Source organism: Acinetobacter legionensis, from assembly GCF_048552295.1.
In the GTDB taxonomy this organism is placed as follows: Bacteria; Pseudomonadota; Gammaproteobacteria; order Pseudomonadales; family Moraxellaceae; genus Acinetobacter.
The window spans coordinates 47,265-68,177 of the sequence record NZ_JBIMCW010000001.1 but is presented as its reverse complement, the minus strand read 5'-3'; the positions used below and the strand labels follow the sequence as shown (position 1 = coordinate 68,177).

Here is a 20,913-nt window from a genome sequence, read left to right as displayed (position 1 = left end):
CCCCCGCCCCACGGTAGGATCACCATCTAGGATTCAAAAGTAAAAATGAATTGATAACCAACAGTTCTAAAAGTTCATACAAAAATATAAGCTTTATTTATGATCAATGACTTGATAGCAATCATTTGTATGAATAATTAGGTGGTTTGACTAATGTGGGCTGAAATTTATCAATTATACCGAAGTGTCTTCAGCTGACTTGGCTTTTTCAGCCCAAAAATCAGCTTTTTCTTCATCAACATCAACCCCCATCCCGTGTTCGTAAATACAAACAAGATCACGCATGGCTTGAACTTCACCCAGTTTTGCTGCTTGCTCAACCAATTCGACTGATTTCACCAGATCCTTTTCAACCACATCCCCACGGCGATAGAAATTAGATAACTCTAAAATCGCAGCAGGATGTTGATGTTTGACCGCTTGCTCTAACCAGCGGTGGGCATGTTCAAAATAAGCCTTGGCTTCTTTAGGATCTTCTTCAAGGATATCTTTTGCATAATAAGCATAGCCTTCACCTAACCAATACATGGCTTCAACATGGCCTAATTGTGCTGCTTTAAGAGCCCATTCTTCTGCAAGTTGATTGTTATCTTCATCTTCACTTTGCATATATATTTCAGCAAGTTCAAATTGTGCTGCTGGATTACCCATTGCAGCACGATTGAGTAGTTCTGAAGGGATTGAAAGTGGTTTAGACATAAAAATACCAACACTAAGCAATAAATTTGATAAAAAAAGCCAATCTAGAGATTGGCTTATGAGTATAACTGATTTTTTGAAACAGTTTAAATGAGTAGGATCACGCTGGTGACAAAGCTCATTCCCGCACAAAAGCAGGCAACAAATTTCACTTTTAAACTGTAATAGGTTAATAAGGCACCCACAAATAATGCTGAAAATGTCAGAATGCCAATCCAAAAACTGAGCATACTACTAAGCGGCCCTGATATTACGCAAATGATCAGTGAAATAAGCAGTAAAGTCCAACCTAAAATAGAAGCGAGTCGTGTTTGTTGAGCTGTTAACTCCTGTCCATACATCTGTTTTTGATGCTTTGACATTGCACTGGCAAGTGCAATAAAAGCCAAGCTAGACAAAGACCAAACCAGTAAGAAGAAAATCACGCTGAAATCTCCTTATTTGATGGTGCATTTCTAGATTTTTTGACAGGAAGTCCTTTGTGCTTTTTAACTTTATAAAATGACAAGAAAAATAAAATGGCGAGTACCCATGTCATTAAATCAAAAGAGGCAATCATCCATTGGTCATTGGCAATGCTGTTCCAAAATGCTTGACCACCCGTGGTAAAGTTGACAATAGGCAGTAGTGCAAAAGCAACACTAGCAAAAGCTAGAAGCTCAAGCCAAGCCTGACGGTGTGGACGAATCGCTGCATAAATTAACGTAGCTAACCATGCGATAAAGAAAGCACGAATTTCCCAATTTAAACGTGTTTCTATCTCAAATGGGATGAAACGATTGGCATAGAAATAACTTGCACATGCGATAGGTAGTCCAATCACAGCAGCAATATTCATCACTTCAACAAAACGATAACCAAATGATTTATAGCCTTGCTTTTGTTGTTGAGGTGCACGTTTGACACACCATAAAATAAGTCCAGTTGCAATCATTAAGGTACCTATTACGCCAGAGAAGAACAATAACCAGCGGAAGGTTAAATCAAGACCTCGAGCTTCATGCAATACAGTCACAACATTGTAAATTCCCATCGGGATAGATGCATTCTTTGTTTGAACAGTTTCATTGATGTCTTTACCAGTTACACCATCGAATTTCAAAATTGGGTAAACACCACGTTCTACCACACTTTTTGCATATAAAGCACGAAGTTCAATGGTGGCATTGGATGTATTTGGCGCAAGGATTTGAATAGAGGCAATTGGATTTTCTTTCCATTGTGCCTGAGCTGCTATAATAAGTGGTGTTAAGCTCGTAAGTGGTGCAGGATATCCTGCTTCTTGTTCATGTTGTTTGCCTCTTTCTCCTCGTGAGCGTTGTTCAGTGATGCCTCGAGCTTGGGATGTATTTGCAGATACTGAGCGATTTTCAACATTTCTATTGCGAGAATTATTTTGCTGAACTGCGCCTCCGCGCATTTCTTGAAAAAACTCTTGTCGATCTTTATAAACTTGGTTGATTCCCCAAGGCATAAACATAAACATCAGCAATAACAAACCACTGAATGTAATCATAATGTGAAAGGGTAGGGCAAAAACAGCTGTGGCATTGTGTGCATCTAACCAAGATCGTTGCCCTTTACCTGAACGGAAAGTAAAGAAATCTTTAAAAATTTTTTTATGGGTGATAATGCCACTAATAATTGCCACAAACATCAGCATAGTAGCCAAACCGACGATCCAACGGGCCCAAATACGATCAAATCCATACAATTCAAAGTGAAAGCGATAGAGAAATCCACCACCGCGCGTATCTCGAGCCTCAATGACTTGTCCAGTTGCACTGTCTAGGGTGATTCTTTCTCCACCACGACGTGCTTGTAGATCTTCACCTTTTTTGCGGATATTTAACTCAGTTGTGGTTTGTCTGGAGTTGGGTAATTGAATTGACCAACTACCTGCATCAGGATAATTTTTTTGTAAATAATTTAAAGCAACCTGCGTTTGCTGTACTTGAGAATCACTTGGAACAGATTGATGAATTTCAGGTTTCATCCAAGCAGTTATTTCAGACTGAAAGAAACTCAATGTTCCTGTCAAAAAAATTGCATAAAGTAACCAACCAAGAATTAAGCTTGCCCATGTATGTAACCATGACATGGATTGGCGTGGACCTTCAACTTTTGCATCTACGCGCATCTTAATTCCCCATCATTTTATAAATGACAAATAAAATGATACTTGGAACAAGTATGCCTAAGCTGGCTTTTAATGTCTTATTGACCATAAAAACCCAAATGAATGCGGCACAGTGAATACAGAAAGCAAGAAGTGTGGCGCTCATTGCAGCGGCAGCACGATAATCGGCAAATGTTTTTGCAATCACTATAGCGGACATGGATGCAAGCAGGTAACCACCAAGAATTGCCAGAGCAAAACGGTAGGCAATCATGACGCGATATTGTATGAGAGAGTGTGCGGATTTAGCTCGTGTTGATACAGTCGGAGTTGAAACAGATGCGTTTAGGACATCGAGTTCAGTCTGGCTATTCATAGGCAATCAAATAAGAAAGGTTAAAAATTAAGTAAATAATAACAATTATCATTTACTTTTTAAATACAAAAAATTAAATTCCACCAAAATAAAGCACTGGATTTAATTTAATTTTTATGTTCAAACTTTTATACAAGTTAATTCTGAAGATATGTGTGAGAATTTTATAAGCTTTTTATGGCTATAAAAATTTTTTCGTGAGTATATTTTTGTGCATGTGCTTTCGAACATAAAGCATACAGCGTATTCCGATATTTATTTATATCTTGTAGTGATATCGTGGAAAACAATAATATGGAAATTTAATCATGTTTATTCATGCTGAAGACGCAAAACAATTGGCAGCCAATTCTAACTTAAATATAGAGCTATATAAATTTCGTTTAGCTCAAATGATTGAAGAAAATGCCAAGCAGGGCAATACTGCTGTTTTTACAGTTTTACCTAAACATCTAGCTTTAGAGGATATTCGGGGGCTTTCTTCTGAGTTAACTCAGTTGGGATACCATGTTCGCTTTGAAGTAGATGAGTTTTTTTATAGTTTTAATGTGTTTTGGAATTAACTCAGCAATACAGGCAACATGTTGGAGCATGGCCTATATTGAAGAATTTGATCGCATTAATTGTTTATGAATCTACCTTTTGGTATTCATTGATGACTTCGAGTGCAGCACGAAATGCTTCTTGTGTCGCTGGGGCGCCACAGTAAGGTAGGCTGTGTAATAATACTTCCTGAATTTCTTCAACTGTCGCGCCATTATTTAATGCGCCACGAATATGACCTTTAAGTTCGGTTGGGCTTTTCTGCGCAACCAAAAATGCAATGGTAATCAAAGAGCGGTATTTACGTGGTAAAACACCCTCACGTTGCCAAGTTGAACCCCATGCATGCTCATTGATCCAGTCTTGCAAAGGTCTTGTAAAAGGAACAGTGTTATCTTGAGCGCGTTTTACAAAACTTTCTCCCATCACTTCTGTACGGACTTTTAAGCCATTTTCATAATCTTGTTGAGACATTGCTTTTTTCCTCAGCTGTTATATTTTTAACACTATACCGAAATAACCAAATAACCCATTGGCAATATGTCTATGTTAAAAAACAGCGATGGTGAATCGCTGTTTATGGTCAACGTTTTATATCGTCTTATCTCTTAAATGGCATTTGCCAAATAGATTTAAGTTGAGTGAAGATGAGGATTTTCTAATACCAATACCTGCTCTAATTTTTCATCAAAAATATCTGTGAGCATACTGTCATAACGCAGGGCATTATATTGGGTTAATTTTGTGGCTAAATCATCGCTGATTAAGCCACGAGTGACTGCATCCTGTATGCGCTCTTCAAATGTTAGCCCCTGATATTCACCTTTAGATTCCGCTTTTTTAAAGCTGTTCCAATCGTCTTCAACGGTTGAGAGTAGATTGAAGGTGGCTTCCATTCGGCCAAAAGCATCATTCGGATCAACAGTATAATAAACCTGCGTTTTTAAATAATCTCGGAATGGGTTATCTTGCATGAGCAGTTCTGCTGCTTCACTCTTTTGACGATCACTCGGTTTCTTGATCGGTCGACCAAATGGGAAACAAACAAATTTAACCAGACTTGATGCAATTTGAATCGGAAAATTATCAAATAAGCCATAAAATGCTTCTTGGGCATCATAAAGCGTTTCATCTAATGCAAGTTTGGCATGTACCTGTTCTTGCGTGGATCTTTGACCATTTTCATAAAATTTGAGTATGGCTGTCGCAATAAACATTTTGGAGTGAATGTCAGCTAATCGCCCTGAGAGCATTTCTTTACGTTTAATATCACCAGCTAATAGTCCAAGACACATATCTGCGGTTAGGGCAAAATCAGTACTGAAGCGATTGATGATTTTATAATAAGGTTGAGTAAAAGCATCTGATGAGTCAGGTCGTTGATTACTTGCCCCAAACCATCCATAAGTGAATGCACGAGCTCCACGGTTTAAAGTGTAGCCTAAATGTTGATATAACATGGTGTTAAATGTGTTTAAGGCAGAAGCTTTATCTGCGGCCTGTAACAATTGTAATTCCTCAAATAAATAAGGATGGCAACGCATTGAACCTTGACCAAAGATCATCAACGAACGGCTTAAGATATTTGCTCCTTCAACCGTTATCGAGATCGGAATAGCTTGATACATATTGGCAAGAAAGTTACGCGGACCTTGTTGAATACCACGACCACCTGTGATGTCCATACCATGATTGACGATTTTTCGCATCGTTTCAGTGGCGTAGTATTTTGCCATTGCGGTCATAACAGCGGGTTTGCCACCTTGATTTAAACCGCAAGTGACTAAATAGCGGAAAGCTTCTAGCATATAGGTATGGCTGACGATGTCACTGCTAACTTCTTGGACCCCTTCAAATTTACCGACTGATAATTTAAATTGTTGACGAATTTTAGCGAATGCACCTACAGATAAATACGTCATTTCACCTGCGGCTGTAGACAATGCAGGAAGGGAAATACCGCGTCCAACAGCCAGACATTCCATCAGCATACGCCAGCCATTCCCAGCATTTTTTGCGCCCCCAATAATCCAGTCAATCGGAATAAAGACGTCCTTACCTTCAACTGTGCCATTCATAAATGGAGAACCACCCGGATGGTGCCTAGGTCCAACTTCTACGCCTGCATGAGAGGCGGGTATAAGTGCACATGTAATACCATACTCAGTTTTAGTTTTATCTCCCAATAAGCCATCTGGGTCATACAGTTTGAAGGCCAGACCGACTACGGTTGCAACGGGTGCTAAGGTAATCCAGCGTTTTGAGAAATTCATAATTAAGCCAAGCACTTGTTGACCTTCGAACTCCCCATAACAAACTACCCCAGTGTCAGGAATCGCTCCAGCATCAGAACCCGCTTCAGGACTGGTTAGTCCAAAACAAGGAATTTCTTCACCCTTGGCTAAGCCGGGCAAATAACGATTTTTTTGTTCATCTGTACCATAATTCAGTAAAAGCTCACCCGGCCCTAATGAGTTAGGCACCATACAGGTTACGGCAGTGGTTAATGAGCGTGAAGCGATTTTGCTCATAATACGACTTTGTGCAAAAGAGCTAAATTCACGACCACCATAAGTTTTAGGGATGATAAGTCCAAAAAAGCCATTGTCTTTAATAAATTGCCATGTCTCTGCGTTCAGGTCTTTATTTTGATGAATTTCCCATTCATCTAGCAACTGACAGAGTTGTTCAACCTCATGATCTAAAAAAGATTGCTCTTCATTACTAAGCGTCGGGTAGGGGTAATTGTTAAATTTTTCCCAATCTGGCGCCCCCATAAATAATTCTTTTTCCCACCAACTGGTACCCGCATCCAATGCTTCACGTTCAGTGCTACTCATGCTTGGCATTGCATTGGCTAATGTTTTATAAGCTGGTTTAGTCAAAACTTGCATTCGCAGTGGCTCAATCAGTAAAACTAAACTGATAAGAATAAGCGGGAGACCAAGGATGAGAGACCATGGGCTGATCACTGCACTCAGAATCGCAATGACAATCGTGGTGATACTACCGATTGTCCGTTCAAGTGCAAAAAAGAAAACGGCCCAGAGTGAGATGATTTGAATAAGTATTGCGATGAGTAATAGCATTAACATATTACCTCTACAGTTTTAATATTAATTTGGGGATAGGAAATACATCATTGAAGCTTATTTTTTCATTAATGATGTGATGAAAAATTAAACATGTAATTTATTAATAACGATTTTTTGACTTACTATTCAAGGTAAAAGTATTGTTGTTTTGTGAGTATAAGTTAACCAAAGCATATTTATTGTCATATCGTGACCAGAGTATTGGGGAATAAATAAATTTTCCATTCATTTGCTCATTCACTTTTTAGACAGACTTGAATGATTTAAAATTTAAACAGTATCTAGCTGATTTTTTTTGTGCTGTTCGGCTTGTTTTATGTCGCTGAAGCGCGTCGATGTGTTTTCAATGGTTTTTAATTGGTTGCTCTGTTTGTAAGAATCAGCAAGATAAAATTTTTAATGTTTAAAACAATAAAGAAGAAGATGGTATGGATTGTTGTTGCTCTTGGTCGGAATGGCTATTTTTACAAGAAAGTGATTAATTTTTGTGCAAATATTGCTATTAATGCAATATTTGTGATGTACCATTTTTTTACGAAATGTCGTTATCACAGATCTTACGTTGACTGTAATATCAGGAAGGCTGATACTCTTGGGGTTAAATTTAAGCAAGTCGGTTCGTAAGAGCTGGGTCACAAGCTCGGTTCTCAAAACACAATCTAAAGCAAGGGGCTATATATGGCTGGTGGAAAGTCAACAATCATTTACACACTGACTGACGAGGCGCCATTGTTGGCGACTTATTCGCTACTGCCGATCATTGAGACCTTTACTAAGCCAGCTGGCGTAGAGATTGTCAAAACTGATATTTCTGTAGCTGCTCGTGTTCTTGCAGAATTCGCGGAATACTTAAGCGATGAACAGAAAGTATCTGACAACCTTGCACAGCTAGGGCGTCTTACTCAAGATCCAGACACTAACATTATCAAACTCCCAAATATCAGTGCATCTGTTGCTCAGTTGAGCGCATGTATTAAGGAACTTCAGTCAAAGGGTTATGCAATCCCTGACTATCCTGAAAATCCAACAACTGAAGAAGAAAAAGCAATTAAGGTACGTTATAGCAAATGCCTTGGTTCAGCGGTGAATCCAGTGTTACGTGAAGGTAACTCTGACCGTCGCGCACCTGCTGCAGTGAAAAACTATGCCAAGAAACATCCACATTCAATGAACGAATGGAAACAGTGGTCACAAACACATGTTTCTCATATGGATGAGGGTGATTTCTACCACGGTGAAAAGTCAATGACACTTGACCGTGCGCGTAACGTCAAAATGGAACTTATCACCAAAAATGGTGAGAGCATTGTGCTGAAGCCAAAAGTTGCATTACTTGATGGCGAAATCATCGACTCAATGTTTATGAGCAAAAAAGCGCTTTGCGATTTCTATGAAAAAGAACTTGATGATTGCCGTGAAGCGGGCATTTTATTTTCGTTGCATGTAAAAGCAACGATGATGAAAGTTTCACACCCGATTGTATTCGGTCACTGTGTAAAAATTTACTATAAAGAAGCATTTGAAAAGCATGCCAAGTTATTTGACGAGTTAGGTATTAACGTCAATAACGGTATGGCTGGTCTTTATGAGAAGATTGCAACTTTACCAACATCATTGCGTGAAGAGATCATCGAAGATCTTCATGCTTGTCAAGAACACCGTCCTGCACTTGCAATGGTCGATTCAGCGAAAGGTATTACCAACTTCCATTCACCAAATGATGTGATTGTAGATGCATCTATGCCAGCGATGATTCGTGGCGGTGGTAAGATGTGGGGAGCTGATGGTAAGCAGTATGATTGTAAAGCTGTTATGCCAGAGTCAACATTCGCACGTATTTACCAAGAAATGATCAATTTCTGTAAGTGGAATGGCAATTTTGACCCACGTACTATGGGTACTGTGCCAAACGTTGGTTTGATGGCGCAAAAAGCTGAAGAATACGGCTCACATGACAAAACTTTTGAGATCACTGAAGCAGGTGTTGCAAACATCACAGATCTTGAGACTGGTGAAGTGTTGATGTCACAAAACGTTGAGGAAGGCGATATCTGGCGTATGTGTCAGGTGAAAGACGCACCGATTCGTGACTGGGTAAAACTTGCAGTAACGCGTGCGCGTAACTCAGGTATGCCTGCAATCTTCTGGCTTGACCCATACCGCCCGCATGAAAATGAATTGATCAAGAAAGTACAAAAATACTTGAAAGATCATGATACAGCGGGTCTTGATATCCAAATCATGTCACAAGTACGTGCAATGCGTTATACGCTTGAACGTGTTGCTCGTGGTTTAGATACAATTTCAGTGACAGGTAACATTTTACGTGATTACTTAACTGACTTGTTCCCAATCATGGAACTGGGTACTTCTGCGAAAATGTTATCTATCGTTCCGTTAATGGCGGGCGGTGGGATGTACGAAACAGGTGCGGGTGGTTCAGCGCCTAAACACGTACAACAGCTTGTAGAAGAAAACCACTTGCGTTGGGATTCTCTTGGTGAATTCTTGGCATTAGCAGTTTCTTTAGAAGAGTTAGGTATTAAAGAAGACAATGCGCGTGCTAAGTTGTTGGCGAAGACATTGGATCAAGCAACAGGTCAATTGTTAGATAATGATAAGTCTCCATCTCGCCGTACGGGTGAGCTAGACAACCGTGGTAGCCATTTCTACCTTGCGAAATTCTGGGCTGAAGCACTTGCTGCTCAAAATGACGATGCTGAATTAAAAGCCAAGTTTGAACCACTTGCAAAAGCATTAGCTGAGAACGAAGACAAAATTCTTGCTGAACTTGCTGCTGTTCAAGGTAAGCCAGCGGATATCGGTGGGTACTATGCAGTTGATACGGCTAAAGTTGAAGCTGTAATGCGTCCAAGTGCTACGCTTAACGCTACACTTGCTAATGTTTAAGTTTTAAATGCTATAAACCAACGATCTTGTTGGTGAGAAAAGCCGATGCATAAGCATCGGCTTTTTTATTGAGGGAATAAATCTTTGTTTAAGTAATTTATTTGCAAGTTTTGTATGAATCAATTTAAATGATGAGGGGGAGATTGGTTTTAATTGGTCTTGAGTTTTTTTAAATTATAAAAATAAAAATGCCCAATGAATTTCATTAGGCATTTTTATAATATGCGACAATCGATTAATGGCTTCGAATAACTAAATCCTATCGACCATTACGTCCACGACCACGTGGGGTTTTGGTATTTGGACGAGTGGTACCATTGGTCTTACGACGTGGTTTTTCACCATCTTCCATTTGCCAGATACGTTTAGTGCCTGACTTTTTTGTTGAACCATCTTTATTCTTGCGAACAATTGGTTTTCCACCTGTACCACCAGGTTTCTTCACATAAGATCGTGAACGATAAGGTTCGTCCGCAGGAATATTTTGGAAGTCAGGATAAAGCAATGGTTCAATTTCTTTGGTTTCACCAGGCTGTAAACCCATTTGTACCAAGTCAATTGCACCAATTTTGGTACGAATTAAACGTAAAGTAGGGAAACCGACAGCTGAAGTCATACGACGTACTTGGCGGTTACGGCCTTCGCAAATCGAAATTTCAATCCAAGATGTTGGAATGTTCGCACGAAAGCGTACAGGTGGATCACGATCCCACAACCATCCAGGCTGTTCTATTTTATTCGCTTGAGCAGGTAAAGTCATACCATCTTTTAGCTCAACACCTTTGCGCAACTGTTCAAGGGCTTCTTCAGTCACATCACCATCAACTTGCACCACATAAGTTTTAAATTTCTTATTGGCAGGATTGGTAATGTACTGATTTAAACCACCATGATCAGTTAAAAAAACTAAACCTTCAGAGTCCATATCGAGACGACCCGCCAAACGCAAAGTCGAGTCATCTACGAAGTCTGACATCGTCATATGTGCTTCGTCTTTACGAAACTGGGAGAGGACGTCATAAGGTTTATTAAGAATGACAATTTTCACTTTAGACCACTAATAAATATCAATAAAATTTTTGAGTTTGATAAAGTTACCCGTTTGAAGAGAGTTGGGTAAAGATAAAGACTACGATATGTGCGCTACTATATCAGATTACGCTTTGTATTCTTCAACTTTATTTATTTACCAAGCTTGAGTTGTAAATACATTTTTCTTAGATGGGCGATCTTAAGATACGAGGTTTTTAGAGTAGGGTGGGAGGTTTTATCTTTTTGCAATTTACCATTGCATAAAATTAAGCTAAACAACTGGAAAAAACAGCGTCTATTGAAGTAAAACCATATAATAAAAAAGCTGTACCACCTTTGGATAGTACAGCTTATTTGAATAGTGTAGATCTCAAATTTTAATCAGTGATCACAAGCTATTTATGACTTAACCATGTTATTTAGTGGTCATGTTTTAGATATTCTGGCTCTTTCGGTAATTTAAAACTACACAAGAAACAGATCACTAACATGAAAATCACATAGAAGAAGAAGGTGCTTTCAATACCGGCTGCTTTGAACTGTAGTGCTACAGATGGTGCAGAACCGCCAAAGATTGCATTCCCCACAGCATAAGAGAAACCAACACCCAATGCACGAACATGTGGCGGGAACATTTCTGCCTTAACCAATCCACTGATAGAGGTATAGAAGCTGAGTAACATCATCAGGAAAATAAGTAGCAGTGCAACCATCAATGGTGAGTAACTGAAATGTGGCATCCAGATCACCATAACTGGATAGATGAAAATTGCCATAGTTCCACTGAACGCAAGCATTGCAGCACGACGACCAATGCGGTCAGAAATAGCACCAAACACAGGTTGTGCAAGCATAAAGATAAATAGTGAAGCTGTCATAATGAATCCGACAGTCTTACTATCCACACCCATATTGGTGAGGTAGGTCTTTGAATATACTGTAATCACATAGAAGGTGAGGGAACCCGCAGAAGTATAACCTACGACCAATAAGAAGGTTTTCCAGTGATTTTTAAACAGTTCACTTAAGCTTCCTGATTCTTCTTTATCACTGTCTTCGCTAGATAATGTTTCTTCCAAACGACTACGTGCAAGTAGGGAGATAATTGCAGCAATACCACCAATGACAAAAGGAATACGCCAGCCGCCATCAAGCAATTGCTGCTCTGATAGGAATGCCAGCATAATAACACCGAGCAAACTTGCTAATAACTGACCACCTGACAAGGTGACATATTGGAAAGAAGCAAAAAAGCCTCGTTGACCCTTTAAGCCAAGTTCACTCATATAGGTTGCGACAGCACCATATTCACCACCTACAGATAAACCCTGTAGCAGGCGAACAAGTAAAAGTAGGAAAGGTGCTGCCATCCCAACTTGTTCATAGGTTGGGAGTGCGGCAAATAAGAAAGAGCTTACTGCCATAAGACAGATTGAAATGACCATTGATTTTTTGCGGCCATGTTTATCAGCAATTCGTCCGAAAACCCAGCTACCAATTGGTCGCATAAAGAAGCTGGCTGCAAAGACACCCCATACATAAATGGCTTGAGTACCGGAGTCCATATCTGGTGCAGTTAATGCTTTAGTGAAATATGCCGCAAATACAGCATAAATATAAAAATCAAACCATTCTACTAAGTTTCCTGAAGCTGCGCCGACGATACCGCGTATACGGCCTCGTTTCTCTTCTTTACTGTAAGTTTGATCCATTATTTACATCCATGAGTTAGGTTGAATCGTAATTAATTCAAAATTCATTGCGATTTAAAAAAACAGGAATAATGTTAAAGATTTTAAGACTAAATAATAATTGCAAAGATGGTTAATTTGATTGGAGGCTATAGGATAGACAGAAGGAATCAAAAAATGAATTTCGATTTATTCTTTCATTAAAATTCATGTGAAAACATATAGTAAAAGTGAAATATTTTTGTAATTAATCTTAAGTCGATGATGTTGTTTTTAATAATTTGATTTTTAAATTAAAAGCAATGGCAAAAAATACCAGCAATCAAAATAAATTTACGGGTTTTTGTTTGTGTTCTATTGTGGTGCGTATTTTAATACAATGAAATATATGAATATATTGTGGTTTTAAGGTGGCCAGTTTGGTCATTAATCTATTGTCAAAATGTTATAAATTTTTAAATTAAATAACGAATATCAAATCAAAAAATTGAAAATAAAGCTTATAGTGAAAAGGTATATTAGCTCTCACTTTTAAAGATCCGATTGGGGGGTTTTGTAGTTATTTTGGCGGCTGATATGTTGGATAGAGTGGCTATCATTTAAAAAATAAGAATTAACTACTTGTGTTTACAGTGTGAAACATGGAGAAGATCCGACTCTTGGAAAATTTCTTTGTGTGGAAAAACATAGCTAATACTTTTATTTTTCAATATTCGAGGTGATTGAGAATATTGATTTATATAAAAAATGATGAATTAAATGACATTAAATAATGGAACAATGTGCTTTATTCAGTAGAGAAATGTTGTTATTCCTCGTATAAATCTCAAAAAATGTACAAATTAGACTAGACTGATATGCGTTAAGAATGGTTAGAAATATTGTCGATTTGGCAATTATTTTGGATTTGCCAACTATAATAAAAGGGAGAACCTCAACAATGGGTTATCAGAAGATCGTAGTGCCTGCTGATGGTAGCAAAATTACTGTAAATGCGGACTTGTCACTGAATGTTCCAAATCATCCAATCATTCCTTTTATAGAAGGGGATGGTATTGGTGTTGATATTACACCAGCCATGAAAGCTGTTGTGGATGCAGCAATTCAAAAAGCATATGGTGGCAAACGTTCGATCGAATGGATGGAAGTTTACTGTGGTGAAAAGGCAGATAAAATCTACGGAACATATATGCCTGAAGAAACTTTTGAGGCGCTGCGGGAATTTGTTGTTTCGATTAAGGGGCCATTAACCACACCTGTGGGTGGCGGTATTCGTTCATTGAATGTGGCTTTACGCCAAGAGCTCGACCTCTATGTTTGTGTACGCCCTGTACGTTGGTTTGAAGGAGTGCCGTCACCTGTTCAACACCCTGAACTGACCGATATGGTGATTTTTCGGGAAAATTCCGAAGATATTTATGCGGGTATCGAATGGAAAGCAGATTCTCCTGAAGCGAAAAAAGTCATTAAATTTTTAAAAGAAGAAATGGGTGTAACTAAGATTCGTTTTGAAGATAATTGTGGGATTGGTATTAAACCGGTATCAAAAGAAGGTACTCAGCGTTTGGTGCGTAAGGCGATTCAGTTTGCGATTGATAATGATAAGCCAAGTGTAACTTTAGTGCATAAAGGCAACATTATGAAATATACCGAAGGTGCGTTCAAAGAATGGGGTTATGAACTGGCAATTGATCGTTTCGGTGGAGAGCTGATTGATGGTGGCCCGTGGGTAAAAATTAAAAATCCAAGAACGGGTAAAGAGATCATTATTAAAGATGTGATTGCAGATGCATTCCTACAGCAAATATTAATGCGTCCTTCTGAATACTCTGTGATTGCGACACTTAATTTAAATGGTGACTATATTTCTGATGCATTGGCAGCTGAAGTAGGTGGTATTGGTATTGCACCGGGTGCAAATATTGGTGGCGCAATTTCTGTATATGAAGCAACTCACGGTACAGCACCAAAATATGCAGGCCAAGATAAAGTCAATCCAGGCTCTATTATTCTTTCTGCGGAAATGATGCTTCGTGATATGGGGTGGATTGAAGCTGCTGATTTGATTATTCAGGGCGTATCGGGAGCGATTGCTGCGAAAACTGTCACCTATGACTTTGAGCGATTGATGCCAGGTGCAACTTTGCTTCGCTGTTCTGAATTCGGTCAAGCGATTATTGAAAATATGGATAGTTAATTAAAAGATAAACGCACTAAAGTCAGTATAATCAAAGGTCTGTCAAGTGCAGACCTTTTTGTTGTATTCAAACTACTTAATTATTCATACCAGTGACTTTTATTAAGTCATTGAGTATAAATTAAGCTTATGTTTTTTAATAATTTTTATAAAATTTTAGTTATCAATTCATTTTTTAGATTTTTGAATCCTAGATGGTGATCCTACTGTGTGGCTACATGGATGTCGCCGTTGGGAGGGGGTACAGGTCGTACCCCTCGCCCATGAGCAAAAACAAAGCACTGCTTTGTTTGCAGCGCAAGGTTTGGCATCGCCTACGCAAAGGTATTTAAACTTTGAATGTAAGGTGTGGCAGTACAAGCTTTTTATAATTAAATAATTTGTTTGTCCATGCGATTGATTTAATTGAAAATATTGATTAAGGGGAATTATGTTCTTGTGTCTAAGCTTTTTTGACAGGTCGATTATATATTTCTTAAACTTTAGGCTGTGAGTAATTGCACCAATAACTGATTACTGTAGACTGTTTTTAGCGGTTGTTTGAAAAAATATTAATTATATTTATAGGGGTGGTTAATTGAATATAGAAAGAGACCCACAAACTTTAGTTGCTCCACTTGATCAATTAAATTTTTTACACGAAGCCAAGCAATATATTGATAAAAATCTCACCAGTACTCAAGCCTATTATCTAATGACTAGCAAGCCGCCAGTTTGGTTGAAGGCTGCGTTTAAGCTGAGGGATTTTTTAAGCCAGCGTTTAGGTGGTGTGCAACCTATTCAAGGCTTTGGTGAATCAACTAAACCACTTCAAGTAGGTAGGAAAGCAGATTTTTTTGATGTGATTAAAGTCTCCGATCGTGAGCTTTTTTTACAGTCAACCGATAAACATTTGAGTGTATTGCTGGTTTTACAAATCGAGGAATATGATGAACTTAGAAATGAACTGAAGGTGTGTACCAGTGTAGTCACCTATAATCTTTTCGGGAAAATTTATATGCTGCCTGTGTCTTTAGTTCATGGTTTTATTGTTCAGCAATCACTTAAAAACCTTCAAATTAAATCTTGAAACTGAAGGATTTGAACTATGACAAAATGCTGTAAAACTTGGCAAAAAAAGTCATATTTATACCTTAATTGTAAATGAAAAATCCTGTGAATAAGAAAACTCCTGTGTAAATAGCAATTTAAATCAATTATTGATATTTTGTTGAAACTTAAATGGAGTGTTGGTTGTGAAAAAAGTATTGTTGGTTATCTTAGCTTTAGGGATTTCGCATCATGTATTTGCTAAAGACGTACACAAATGTGTGGTAAAAGGTTCGGTAACTTACCAATCTAGACCTTGTGCAGGAACTGCTACTGTAAATCCACAGCAACAACTTCAACAAAAATTAACCCAACGAACTGCAAACCAAACTTCGATACAGCAGCAAAAAACTCAGTCTGAAATGCATCAGTATTCTCAACAGCAACATCTGCAACGTCATTCAGGAAATGGAACTTCTAATGAGATTTCAGATACAGTTGAAGGTAAAAAGAAAAGTTTGGCTATAGCGCAAGAAGCTTATAAACAAACAAAGAATCGTTAATTATTTTTTAAATTGGCTTAGACCGTTTTGTTTTATGGGCATCTGGTTTTTATTAAAGTTACATTTATTAAAGAAGTTTGCGGGATAAGCTCCATATAACAATAGTTTGATTGATGAAGAGTATTGCTGAAAGTGATTTATAAAGCTTCTAGGTCACAGGGTGGTGTGATTTTTACTTAAGTTTTTCGCTTTAAATATATAGGAGATTGTCGTCCTATGGCTGTAGGTGAGTAATGTATTGGATGGGATTATTCTGTTATATTAATTAGCCTAATTAAATTTATTGAAAGCCTTGAATTTATGTCACAGACAAGTTCGAAAAAATTTTATATCTTTGCGACATTAGCGTTGTTATTTCCAGTATTTTTAGTGGGAATGGCTTTTCTTGCGGCTAAAAGTGATGCTGAAACCAAACGACAATATGATCAAATTCGCCAAGAACATGCTGAAAAGATTGAGTTGCAAAAACAACAGCAAAAATTAGGGCAACAAAACTTATCGCAGCCTGAAACTAAGAATGCAGTGTCTTGATAAGCGATCTTTAATGAAAAATCACAAAGACTAAAGCTAAAAAAACCGCCTGATTTGGCGGTTTTTTTTCATCAAAAATTATTTATTTTTGTCTTTCAATTGAGGGATCGCAGATCCTGTACCAACAGCCAATAAACCAGTATTGGTATAAATACCAAGTTTTGCACGGGTATCAGTGATATCAAGATTACGCATAGTCAATTGGCCGATACGGTCAGCAGGACTAAACATTGAATCACCTTTTTCCATGGTTAAACGCTCAGCTTCATAAGTGAGATTCTCTGATTCAGTGTTCATAATCGTATAGTCATTACCACGACGAAGTTCTAAAGTCACAGTGCCTGAGATTGCTTTAGCAACCCAGCGTTGTGCTGTTTCACGTAGCATCAATGCTTGTGAATCGAACCAACGCCCTTGGTACAATAAACGACCTAGACGTAAACCATTGATGCGATATTGTTCAATAGTGTCTTCGTTATGAATACCCGTTACAAGACGTTCATAAGCAATATGAAGAAGCGCCATTCCCGGAGCTTCATAGATACCGCGAGATTTTGCTTCAATAATACGGTTTTCGATTTGGTCAGACATCCCAAGACCATGACGACCACCAATACGGTTGGCTTCAAGAATGAATTCAACAGGGTCTTCAATACGCTTGCCATTTAATGCAACTGGGAAACCTTCTTCAAACGTTACAGAAACTTCTTCAGCTTCAACTTTTACATCTTCTTTCCAGAATGCAACGCCCATGATTGGTTCAACGATTTTGATGCCTGCATTGAGATATTCAAGATCTTTTGCTTCGTGAGTTGCACCCAACATATTTGAATCTGTTGAATAAGCTTTCTCTTTCGACATTTTGTAATCAAAACCATTGTCGATCAAGAACTGTGACATTTCAGCGCGACCGCCTAATTCATCAATAAATTGCTGATCTAACCAAGGTTTGTAAATTTTAAGTGCTGGGTTGGTTAATAAACCATAACGATAGAAACGTTCAATATCGTTCCCTTTATAAGTTGAACCATCGCCCCAAATATTAACATCATCTTCTTTCATAGCTGTAACAAGCATTGTACCTGTTACTGCACGACCTAATGGTGTTGTGTTGAAATAAGGAACACCCCCAGTGCTGATATGGAATGCACCACATTGAATTGCAGCAATACCTTCCAATGCAAGTTGTAAGCGGCAGTCAACCAATCGGGCTTTTACAGCACCATAGTTTTCAGCTTTACGCGGAATTGCATCGTAGTCATCTTCATCAGGTTGACCTAAGTTTGCTGTATAAGCATAAGGTTCTGCGCCTTTTTGTTTCATCCACAATAAAGCTGCTGAAGTATCTAGACCACCAGAAAAGGCGATACCCACTTTTTTGCCTACTGGTACATTCTGCAAGATCGTTGCATTATCAGTCATTGCTCGTCCTAACTATTTCGAAAGAGGCACCACATATATGGGTGGCCAAAGAGAATTTTATAAACGCAGTATTATAACACCCTTCAATACAAATTTTGGGCTGTTGTCAGTGGAAATCATTTTTTTTTAATTTGAAAAATAGATTAATATAGCAAAAACGATGGTTTTACATTGAGTAAAAAACTGAAATGGAATCAAATAACAAAGATAAAAAAGTGTGACGAATACAGAAAAATCAAACTTCATCAACATTGCATAAAATTGTAGCATTTGCCTTGATTTTTGATTTAATAAACATGCTGTATTATGTGTTTACAAATCAAGGCAGCTATTTTGTTGGTTCTATATTAGAGAAATTGGTGTTAATTCTTATTCACTTCTCATGCGCAAATGGAGTGAAATCTGGAAGCTTGTGCAATCGTTTAGGCTCAATTTTCTTTCCTCTTTTTATGCTCAAAATATTTCCTGTTGGTACTTTGTTGCCACGGTTATGCTGTTTTTCTCAGTGTTTAAATCGGAAAACGCGCACCAAATAAAATAACCCAATATAAATTATGAAAGCTAATGTTTAAAAGCAAAATATTGGTGTGGTTAAAGCTGATCATTCAATCCGATAAACTGCTTTTCAATCGGCGTAAATACATGCTCACTTCGTGCAATCAGATAGAATCCAATATCTCGATATTGTTCAGGTGTTTCTCGATAATATTGAATATTAAATTTTTTAATCAGTGATTTTGCAATCATTGATATTCCCATACCCAATTGAGTGAAATTGACTAAGGCCTCATGATCATAAATATGGGTTAACTCGCCTTTGGTTAAATTATAGTCTGTGTAAATGTGATCTAAAGTGGTTGCATAACAGCATTCTTCAGAAGCAAGTAAAATATTTTGATGATTGAGACAATCTTCAAGGTTGTCATGGTTGATGACATTTTTCCCAATAATCACAAGCTGGTCATCTGCTTTTTGAATATACTGAATATTTTTCTGCTTGGGATGACCTAAAACATAGGCGATATCTAGATTTCCAAGTAATATTTCATCTTCAATATAACCTGTCGCACCTGTTTTCATGGTGATCGAAAGTTCAGGGTAAGTTTCATATAGCTGGCTAAAAGAAGGGTAGAAACGCATTCCGCCTAAACTGGTGTTGGTACCAAAGCGTAAATTTTTTTCCTGCTGATAGATTTTATTTTCAGTTTCCTCCCATGTGAAAATCATTTTTTTATATTGCTGGTATAAATTCATGCCAGATTCAGTGAGCTCAACACCTTTAGGTTTTCGGATGAATAGTTGACGTTTATAGTGATTTTCAATCTTTTTTATTTTTGCAGTCATATTTGATTGTAAATAATTGAGTTTATTTGCTGCTGCTGTAATGCTTTTTAGTTCAGCAACAGTCACAAATGATTTGATATCACCCATATCGATATTCATTTCAATTCCTCAAAAATGCATTGAATAAGCGCTGACACTAAAGTATCCACTTTGGCATCAAAAAAAATGATGTGTACATTAAAACACAGCATTATTCATGATGTCATTTATTTTCTATACTCTAAGCACTTTCCATCTGTTGAGTACAGCAAATGAATCTTCGAGTGATTGGTGCAATTGTATTATTGTGTCTCGTCTGGGGATCTTTGTGGGGATTGGTCAAACATAGTTTGCAAGTATTTCCGCCATTCTTATTTATTTCTACGCGTTTAATCTTAGCTGCGCTTACCCTTATGTTGGTTCAAGTACTGTTAAGAAAATCTGTTTTACCCGCAAAAGGTGAATGGCAAAAACTGATAATCTCAAGTTTGATGATTTGTATTGGTTTTTATGCAACACAAACCTTTGCCATGCAATTTGTTGATTCAGGATTGTCTGCAGTTTTAGTGTTTACTATGCCTATTTTTATTGGTGTATTGGCGCATTATATTTTAAATGAGCGTTTAAATAGCCAAAAAATGATTGGGTTGGTTCTTGGCACATTGGGCTTGGTTGCGATTCTTTGGCCACAATTAAATCATATTCATTTGAATTTATAGTTAATTGGTCAAGCTTTCTTAATCTTGTCTGGCTTCTTTTGGGCTTTAACCACAGTGTATATCAAACAGAATTTTGCAACTTATGACAAAATCAAATTGACCTTTTGGCAGTTGTTGATGGGTGGAGTGGTGATTTTGATCGGTGCTTTAATTTTTGAACCTGTAGATGTTAAAGTTTGGATGAATCCACTGAATGATTCAATCCTGTTCTATATTGCTGTAATTGGTACTGGTTTTGCCTTTGCCTTGTGGAATTGGATTGTGAGTCAGGTAGATACCTTTGTTGCGTCTATTTCAATCATGTGTATTCCTATTCTAAGTTTATTTTTTGGTTATGTGCTTTGGCATGAGCCGATTACAATCAACATTATTATCGGCGCGGCATTGATCTGTTCAGGAATTATTTCAAGTTCTTTAAACCTTAAAATCAAGAAAAAACCTGAAACCTTATTGAGTTGTGAGCATCGTTAAATCAATAAATGCGTATTGATGAATTAATTTATAGTTGATTAAATTTATATAATTTTTTAATTAAAGTGAAAAGCAAAATCAGTGAAAATTTATTGGTTTTGCTTTTTTTCTTTCTGCTTTTTCTTTCTATTTTTACTTGATATTTGTTTGTTTAAGGCGATGCCTTAACGCTTATTTTAACTGATTGTTAAAT

The 20,913-nt window shown here is 37.6% G+C and carries 16 protein-coding genes and 1 pseudogene; 7 read left to right on the top strand and 10 right to left on the bottom strand.

Annotated features, from left to right (window positions below; all coding sequences use genetic code 11):
- Nucleotides 1-174: 174 nt before the first annotated feature.
- The 4 genes from ACG916_RS00275 to ACG916_RS00260 form a co-directional block, all read right to left on the bottom strand.
- Nucleotides 175-699, bottom strand: a complete 525-nt coding sequence (locus ACG916_RS00275) for a tetratricopeptide repeat protein (RefSeq protein ID WP_336951696.1) — start codon at nucleotides 697-699, stop codon at nucleotides 175-177.
- Nucleotides 700-785: 86 nt separating this feature from the next.
- Nucleotides 786-1,124: a DUF3325 domain-containing protein gene (locus ACG916_RS00270; protein WP_336951695.1), complete on the bottom strand. Its 339-nt coding sequence runs from the start codon at nucleotides 1,122-1,124 to the stop codon at nucleotides 786-788.
- Nucleotides 1,121-2,839, bottom strand: a complete 1,719-nt coding sequence (locus ACG916_RS00265; protein ID WP_419327190.1) for a PepSY-associated TM helix domain-containing protein — start codon at nucleotides 2,837-2,839, stop codon at nucleotides 1,121-1,123. The genes ACG916_RS00270 and ACG916_RS00265 overlap by 4 nt, the downstream gene beginning before the upstream one ends.
- Before the next feature lies 1 nt (nucleotide 2,840).
- Complete coding sequence (locus ACG916_RS00260; protein WP_336951692.1) at nucleotides 2,841-3,194, bottom strand: hypothetical protein; 354 nt, start codon at nucleotides 3,192-3,194, stop codon at nucleotides 2,841-2,843.
- A 308-nt stretch (nucleotides 3,195-3,502) separates the two neighbouring features.
- Between ACG916_RS00260 and ACG916_RS00255 the strand changes: the two genes are divergently transcribed.
- Nucleotides 3,503-3,757 carry a hypothetical protein gene (locus tag ACG916_RS00255; RefSeq protein WP_336951690.1) on the top strand — a complete coding sequence of 85 codons (255 nt, stop codon included), beginning with the start codon at nucleotides 3,503-3,505 and terminating at the stop codon, nucleotides 3,755-3,757.
- A gap of 64 nt (nucleotides 3,758-3,821) precedes the next feature.
- Here the strand turns inward: ACG916_RS00255 and ACG916_RS00250 are convergent, their stop codons facing one another.
- Both ACG916_RS00250 and ACG916_RS00245 read right to left on the bottom strand, forming a co-directional pair.
- Nucleotides 3,822-4,211, bottom strand: coding sequence for a carboxymuconolactone decarboxylase family protein (locus tag ACG916_RS00250; protein ID WP_336951688.1), 390 nt, complete (start codon nucleotides 4,209-4,211; stop codon nucleotides 3,822-3,824).
- A gap of 158 nt (nucleotides 4,212-4,369) precedes the next feature.
- Nucleotides 4,370-6,826 carry an acyl-CoA dehydrogenase gene (locus tag ACG916_RS00245; RefSeq protein WP_419330100.1) on the bottom strand — a complete coding sequence of 819 codons (2,457 nt, stop codon included), beginning with the start codon at nucleotides 6,824-6,826 and terminating at the stop codon, nucleotides 4,370-4,372.
- 684 nt (nucleotides 6,827-7,510) lie between these two features.
- On the opposite strand from ACG916_RS00245, the gene ACG916_RS00240 reads away from it, so the two are divergent.
- Nucleotides 7,511-9,742: an NADP-dependent isocitrate dehydrogenase gene (locus tag ACG916_RS00240; RefSeq protein WP_336951684.1), complete on the top strand. Its 2,232-nt coding sequence runs from the start codon at nucleotides 7,511-7,513 to the stop codon at nucleotides 9,740-9,742.
- A gap of 259 nt (nucleotides 9,743-10,001) precedes the next feature.
- On the opposite strand, the gene ACG916_RS00235 is transcribed toward ACG916_RS00240, so the two are convergent.
- Both ACG916_RS00235 and ACG916_RS00230 read right to left on the bottom strand, forming a co-directional pair.
- Nucleotides 10,002-10,790 (bottom strand): pseudouridine synthase, encoded by a 789-nt coding sequence (locus ACG916_RS00235; protein ID WP_336951683.1) that lies wholly within the window; start codon nucleotides 10,788-10,790, stop codon nucleotides 10,002-10,004.
- Nucleotides 10,791-11,193: 403 nt separating this feature from the next.
- Nucleotides 11,194-12,486, bottom strand: coding sequence for an MFS transporter (locus ACG916_RS00230; RefSeq protein WP_336951681.1), 1,293 nt, complete (start codon nucleotides 12,484-12,486; stop codon nucleotides 11,194-11,196).
- 919 nt (nucleotides 12,487-13,405) lie between these two features.
- Between ACG916_RS00230 and icd the strand changes: the two genes are divergently transcribed.
- The 4 genes from icd to ACG916_RS00210 all read left to right on the top strand — a co-directional run bounded on the left by icd (nucleotide 13,406) and on the right by ACG916_RS00210 (nucleotide 16,785).
- A complete protein-coding gene (gene icd / locus ACG916_RS00225; RefSeq protein WP_333667652.1) occupies nucleotides 13,406-14,662 on the top strand; it encodes an NADP-dependent isocitrate dehydrogenase in 1,257 nt (418 codons plus the stop codon).
- Nucleotides 14,663-15,239: 577 nt separating this feature from the next.
- Nucleotides 15,240-15,731, top strand: a complete 492-nt coding sequence (locus ACG916_RS00220; protein WP_336951680.1) for a DUF2867 domain-containing protein — start codon at nucleotides 15,240-15,242, stop codon at nucleotides 15,729-15,731.
- 166 nt (nucleotides 15,732-15,897) lie between these two features.
- Nucleotides 15,898-16,254 (top strand): DUF4124 domain-containing protein, encoded by a 357-nt coding sequence (locus ACG916_RS00215; RefSeq protein ID WP_166782095.1) that lies wholly within the window; start codon nucleotides 15,898-15,900, stop codon nucleotides 16,252-16,254.
- A 300-nt stretch (nucleotides 16,255-16,554) separates the two neighbouring features.
- A complete protein-coding gene (locus ACG916_RS00210; protein ID WP_336951679.1) occupies nucleotides 16,555-16,785 on the top strand; it encodes a hypothetical protein in 231 nt (76 codons plus the stop codon).
- Between the two features lie 78 nt (nucleotides 16,786-16,863).
- Here ACG916_RS00210 and argG read toward each other — a convergent pair whose 3' ends face one another.
- On the bottom strand, nucleotides 16,864-18,207 hold the full coding sequence (gene argG / locus ACG916_RS00205; protein WP_004724905.1) for an argininosuccinate synthase: 1,344 nt from the start codon (nucleotides 18,205-18,207) through the stop codon (nucleotides 16,864-16,866).
- Nucleotides 18,208-18,798: 591 nt separating this feature from the next.
- Entirely contained in the window at nucleotides 18,799-19,650 is an 852-nt protein-coding gene (locus tag ACG916_RS00200; RefSeq protein WP_336951678.1) for a LysR family transcriptional regulator, read from the bottom strand.
- Nucleotides 19,651-19,802: 152 nt separating this feature from the next.
- On the opposite strand from ACG916_RS00200, the pseudogene ACG916_RS00195 reads away from it, so the two are divergent.
- Nucleotides 19,803-20,720: pseudogene (locus tag ACG916_RS00195) on the top strand (DMT family transporter).
- The last annotated feature ends 193 nt before the right edge of the window (nucleotides 20,721-20,913 follow it).